The following is a 5,102-nucleotide window of genomic DNA, read 5'->3' as shown; positions in this document are numbered from 1 at the left end:
GTCCTCGCCTTGGGCGGCCTGGTGGCGTCCACCCTGCGCGGTGCGGCCGACACCGTCGCCGGGCTGCGCACCAAACTTCAGCTGCCCGTCCCGGCGTCAGGAGCCGCAGCGGTCCCCGCCGGGGCAGAGCTCGGCCTGGCCGGGCTGTCGCCCTTGGTGACTCCGAACAAGGACTTCTACCGGATCGACACCGCACTGCGTGTCCCGCTGGTGGACCCGCGCGAGTGGAAGCTAAAAGTCACCGGCCTGGTGGACCGCGAGATCGAACTGGACTTCGACACCCTGCTGGCCAAGCCCATGACCGAGCGGCACATCACGATCGCCTGCGTCTCCAACGAGGTGGGCGGGGACCTGATCGGCAACGCGCGCTGGCTCGGCTGGCCGGTCCGGGAACTGCTGGCCCAGGCAGGCCCCAGGCCGGGCGCAGATATGGTGCTCTCCCGCAGCGTCGACGGCTGGACCGCGGGAACCCCGCTGGAGGTGCTCACGGACACCCGGGACGCGCTGCTGGTGGTGGGGATGAACGGGGAGCCGCTGCCGCTGGAGCACGGCTTCCCGGTCCGGCTCATCGTCCCCGGGCTTTACGGCTACGTCTCGGCGACCAAGTGGGTCACCGAACTGAAGGTGACGCGGTTCGCGGACGACGTCGCCTACTGGACCCCGCGCGGCTGGAGCGAGCGCGGACCGATCAAGACGTCGTCGCGGATCGACGTGCCCCGGGGCGGGCGGAGCGTGAGCGCCGGGACGGTGGCCGTGGGCGGCGTCGCGTGGTCCCAGCACCGCGGCATCGGCCAGGTGGAGGTGCGGGTAAACCGCGGCGACTGGAAGCAGGCCGACCTGGCGCCCTCAATCTCCACCGACACCTGGTGCCAATGGAAAATCGCCCTGCCGCTGGGCCCGGGACAGTATGAGGTGCAGGTTCGGGCCACCGACCTGGCCGGCGTCCCGCAGGTGGAGGAGAGCGCACCGCCGGCACCCGACGGGGCCACCGGCTACCACACGGTTACAGTGGACGTGAAGTCCTAGTCCGCCGAGCCAAAGGTCACGAACGTATGCACCGCACCGCGCACAGGCCCGCCACCGTGCAAGCGCACCGGGACAAGGTACGGCGGCTGCTGTCACCCTTGGCCGCCCGCGTCGAGATCGTGCCGCTTCGGGAGGCGCTGGGTCGCGGGCTGGCCGCCGACGTCACGGCCCCGTTGGACCTGCCCCCCTTTGCCAACTCGCAGATGGACGGCTTCGCGATCCGCAGCGCCGACATCCCCGTGGGCGGGGCCGAACTGCGTGTCACCGCCCCGGTCCCGGCCGGCGCCGAGCCCGCCGCGCTGGCCTTTGGCAGCGCCGCACCCATCATGACCGGCGCCATGATCCCCGCCGGCGCCGACGCCGTCGTCCCCATCGAACAGGCAGTTCCCGATTCCTTCCCCCCACCCGGGGCGGCTGCCACGGTGCGCCTGCCCGCAGCCCCGGCAGGGAACTTCGTCCGCGACGCCGGCAGCGACATCGCCGCCGGGGAGCCTGCGCTCGCCGCCGGGTCCTTCTTGGGCCCGGGACAGCTGGGCCTGCTGGCAGCGCTGGGCCTGACCGAGGTCCCGGTGCACGTCCAGCCCCGGGTTCTGCTGGTGACGACCGGCGACGAGGTGGTGGAGCCGGGCAGGCCGCTGCAGCCCGGCAAGATCTACGACGCCAACGGCACCCTGCTCGACTCCGCGCTGCGCCAGGCCGGACTCCAGGTGACGCGGACCGGCATCTCCGCCGACGACCCCGCGGAACTTGAGCTTCTCCTGCGGGCCCATGCGCCCGACGTGGACCTGATCGTCACCACCGGAGGAGTCAGCAAGGGCGCCTACGAGGTGGTCCGGCAGGCGCTGGCGGGGCACGACGTCGAATTCGGTGCCGTGGCCATGCAGCCGGGCGGCCCGCAGGGCATCGGAAGCCTCGACGGCGTGCCCGTCCTCGGTTTCCCGGGGAACCCGGTCAGCTGCCTCGTCTCCTTCGAAATGTTCCTCCGGCCCGTACTCGCCGATCTGTTCGGCTCGCCCGCGCCCCGCACAACGGTCCGTGCCCGGCTGGCCGAAGCCGTGTCCTCCCCGGAGAATAAGCACCAGGTCCGGCGCGGAACGCTCAGCCCGGACGGCACCGTCCGGCTCGAGGGCGGCGCCGGCTCCCACCTGGTGCACGCCCTGGCCCGGGCCAACGCCCTGGTGCATATCCCGGCGGGAACCGCAGCGCTCGCCGCCGGCGACGAGGTGGAAGTATGGATGCTGTGAACGCAGCAGAGAACAACTCACCGGACAAACCGGTACTGACCCACCTCCGGCAGGACGGCACCGCCCAGATGGTCGACGTGTCCAACAAGGCCGAAACCACGCGCGAGGCCACCGCCACCGCCACCGTCAACAGCACGGCCGAAGTCCTGGCACTGCTCGGCGCCGGTGAACTGCCCAAGGGCGATGCGCTGGCCGTTGCCCGGGTCGCCGGGATCCTGGCCGCCAAGAAAACCGCTGACCTCATCCCGCTGTGCCACCCGCTGCCGATCACGAAAGTCACCGTCGACTTCGAACTCGGTGACGACTCGGTCACGGTGTTCGCCACGGTCAAGACCCGGGGCGTGACCGGGGTGGAGATGGAAGCCCTCACCGCGGCTTCGGTCGCGGCCCTCAGCGTGTACGACATGATCAAGGCCGTGGACAAGCGCGCGGTACTGACGGACATTAAGGTGCTGGCCAAGAGCGGCGGAAAGAGCGGGGACTGGACACTGTGACCCTTCCAGGAATGAACCAGCCCGAACCACACCGCCACGGCGAGGCCACCGGCCGAAGGGCCGGCATCGTGATCGCCTCCACCCGGGCCGCCGCCGGCATCTACGAAGACCTCACCGGCCCCGTCATCGCCGACTGGCTGACCGAACACGGCTTCGAGCCCTTCCCCGCGATGGTGGTGCCCGACGGCGAGCCCGTCGGCGGGGCCCTGCGCGCGCTGCTCACCCAGCACCCGGCCGTCATTATCACCAGCGGCGGCACCGGGCTCAGCCCCACCGACGCCACGCCCGAACAGACGCTGCCGCTCCTTGACCGGGAGATTCCCGGCATCATGGAAGGCCTGCGGAGCGCCGGCACAGCCAAGACGCCGATGGCCATGCTCAGCCGCGGGCACGCCGGCGCCGCCGGCAGCACCTTCATCATCAACCTCCCCGGCTCCCCGAAGGGCGTCATGGACGGCCTAAGCGTGCTAGACCCAATCATCGGCCACCTGTGCGACCAGCTTGAAGGTAACCATGGACACTGAATCCGGCTTTGAAATCGTGCGCGCCGTGCTTAGCGCCGAGCCCATCTCGGTGGACCAGGCGATCGCCGCCGTCGAGTCGGACACGGCCGGGGCGGTGGTGAGCTTCAGCGGCGTCGTCCGCAACCACGACGGCGGCAAGCCGGTACTCCGGCTCAGCTACACCGCGCATCCGACGGCGCACCAGGTGATGGCCGACGTCGTCGGGCAGCTGATCACCGAGCAGGCGCCCGCCGCCGCGGACGGGCCGGCCCAGCCGGTGCGGATCTGGGCCGCCCACCGGATCGGCATGCTGGAGATCGGCGACCCGGCCCTGGTCTGCGCAGTCTCGGCCGCGCACCGCGGGCAGGCCTTCGCGGTGTGCTCCGAGCTCGTGGATCGGATCAAGGACCAGGTTCCGGTCTGGAAGGAACAGTTCTTCGCCGACGGCACCGTCGAGTGGGTCGGCGCGGGCGGCTAAAACCGGTCGGCACGGGCGGGTAACGGGAGCCGGCACCGGCGGGTAACGGGAGCCGGCACCGGCGGGTAACGCCAGGTCCCGGTTCCAGCCGGGGCGTGCCGCGGCGGTAGGGTTGATGGCATGACCGAACAACTCGCCGTCGCCGTTCTGGGCGCCAACGGGCGCATGGGCGCCGAGGCCGTCAAGGCCGTCGACGCCGCCGAAGACCTCAAGCTCGTCGCGGCCCTGGGCCGCAACGATTCCCTGGACGCCCTGCTGGACTCCGGCGCCCGCATCGTGGTGGACCTGACTGTCCCCGAAAGCACCGAAGCGAACGTCGCGTTCGCCGTCGAACACGGCATCCACGCCGTCGTCGGCACCACCGGCTGGGACCCGGACCGCCTCGCACGGCTTGAGGCGCTCCTCGCGGCCCGGCCCGGCGTCGGTGTCCTGATCGCCCCGAATTTCGCCCTCGGCTCCGTCCTCGCGTCCGCCTTCGCCGCGAAGGCGTCCCGGTACTTCGAATCGGTAGAAATCATTGAGCTCCACCACCCGGACAAGGTGGATGCGCCCTCCGGCACCGCCGTGCGCACCGCCCAGCTGATCGCCGCGGAGCGCACCGAGGCCGGCGTCGCGGCCAGCCCGGATGCCACCACCAGCGAACGCCCGGGGGCACGCGGCTGCGAGGTCGACGGCGTCCGCGTCCACAGCGTCCGCCTGCGCGGCCTCGTGGCGCACCAGGAGGTCCTGCTGGGCGGACCCGGGGAGCAGCTGACCTTCCGCCACGATTCCTTCGACCGGGCTTCCTTCATGCCCGGCGTGCTGCTGGGCGTGCGCAACGTCGCGGCGAACCCGGGGCTTACCGTAGGCCTGGACGGCTACCTGGATCTGGGCCTCTGATGGGCAACGTCGTGACCGGGTTTAAGGCCAACCGCACCAAGATCTGGGTGGGGGCCGTGACGCTCCTGCTGGTGTTCTACCTGGTCGTGTCCCTGCAGCGCTCGGTGCTGCTGCTCTCCGATGCCAACCTGATCGCGAAGGGCCTTGGACTCGCGTACCTGGCGTTGCCGGTGGTCGGGGCTTGGGCGCTGGTGCGTGAGCTGCTCTTCGGCGCCCGGACCGAACGGATGGCGAAGATCCTGGAGGCGGAGGGCGGACTGCCGGAAGACACCCTGCCCCGCACCCCCGCCGGCCGGATCATCCGGGAAGCCGCGGACCTGGAATTCGAGAAGTACCGGGAAGAAGCCGAAGCCGAACCCGGGGACTGGCGCTCCTGGTTCCGGCTCAGCTGCGCCTACGACGCCGCCGGCGACCGCAAGCGCGCCCGGGCGTCCATGCGCGACGCCGTCCGCCTCTTCCGCGCCGCTCCGCCCATCAC

At 71.1% G+C, this 5,102-nt stretch carries 7 protein-coding genes; all 7 read left to right on the top strand.

Features of this window, described 5'->3' with window-relative positions:
- Window positions 1–1,026: molybdopterin-dependent oxidoreductase (locus AB4Y86_RS11770; RefSeq protein ID WP_441402409.1), on the top strand; the 1,026-nt coding region annotated here is incomplete at its 5' end.
- A gap of 26 nt (window positions 1,027–1,052) precedes the next feature.
- Window positions 1,053–2,270: a molybdopterin molybdotransferase MoeA gene (locus AB4Y86_RS11765; RefSeq protein ID WP_441402408.1), complete on the top strand. Its 1,218-nt coding sequence runs from the start codon at window positions 1,053–1,055 to the stop codon at window positions 2,268–2,270.
- Window positions 2,258–2,764: a cyclic pyranopterin monophosphate synthase MoaC gene (moaC, locus tag AB4Y86_RS11760; protein ID WP_441402407.1), complete on the top strand. Its 507-nt coding sequence runs from the start codon at window positions 2,258–2,260 to the stop codon at window positions 2,762–2,764. The genes AB4Y86_RS11765 and moaC overlap by 13 nt, the downstream gene beginning before the upstream one ends.
- Before the next feature lie 11 nt (window positions 2,765–2,775).
- Window positions 2,776–3,288, top strand: a complete 513-nt coding sequence (locus tag AB4Y86_RS11755) for a MogA/MoaB family molybdenum cofactor biosynthesis protein (RefSeq protein ID WP_441402410.1) — start codon at window positions 2,776–2,778, stop codon at window positions 3,286–3,288.
- Entirely contained in the window at window positions 3,278–3,745 is a 468-nt protein-coding gene (locus tag AB4Y86_RS11750; protein ID WP_441402406.1) for a molybdenum cofactor biosynthesis protein MoaE, read from the top strand. The genes AB4Y86_RS11755 and AB4Y86_RS11750 overlap by 11 nt, the downstream gene beginning before the upstream one ends.
- A gap of 120 nt (window positions 3,746–3,865) precedes the next feature.
- The gene (gene dapB / locus AB4Y86_RS11745; RefSeq protein WP_441402405.1) at window positions 3,866–4,624 is read left to right on the top strand and encodes a 4-hydroxy-tetrahydrodipicolinate reductase; all 759 of its coding nucleotides are present in this window, start codon (window positions 3,866–3,868) and stop codon (window positions 4,622–4,624) included.
- Window positions 4,624–5,102 (top strand): hypothetical protein (locus tag AB4Y86_RS11740; protein WP_441402404.1); only part of this gene is annotated, 479 nt, incomplete at its 3' end. The genes dapB and AB4Y86_RS11740, both read left to right, overlap by 1 nt.

This window comes from Arthrobacter sp. 2YAF22_2 (assembly GCF_052114645.1).
In the GTDB taxonomy this organism is placed as follows: Bacteria; Actinomycetota; Actinomycetes; order Actinomycetales; family Micrococcaceae; genus Arthrobacter.
The sequence above is the reverse complement of the archived record's forward strand: the minus strand, read 5'-3'. Positions and strand labels throughout refer to the sequence as shown.

Bases quoted from the DNA above. Each gene is read 5' to 3' on its own strand.
- AB4Y86_RS11765 (WP_441402408.1), top strand. From the start codon at position 1,053: ATGCACCGCACCGCGCACAGGCCCGCCACCGTGCAAGCGCACCGGGAC.
- moaC (WP_441402407.1), top strand. From the start codon at position 2,258: ATGGATGCTGTGAACGCAGCAGAGAACAACTCACCGGACAAACCGGTA.
- AB4Y86_RS11755 (WP_441402410.1), top strand. From the start codon at position 2,776: ATGAACCAGCCCGAACCACACCGCCACGGCGAGGCCACCGGCCGAAGG.
- AB4Y86_RS11750 (WP_441402406.1), top strand. From the start codon at position 3,278: ATGGACACTGAATCCGGCTTTGAAATCGTGCGCGCCGTGCTTAGCGCC.
- dapB (WP_441402405.1), top strand. From the start codon at position 3,866: ATGACCGAACAACTCGCCGTCGCCGTTCTGGGCGCCAACGGGCGCATG.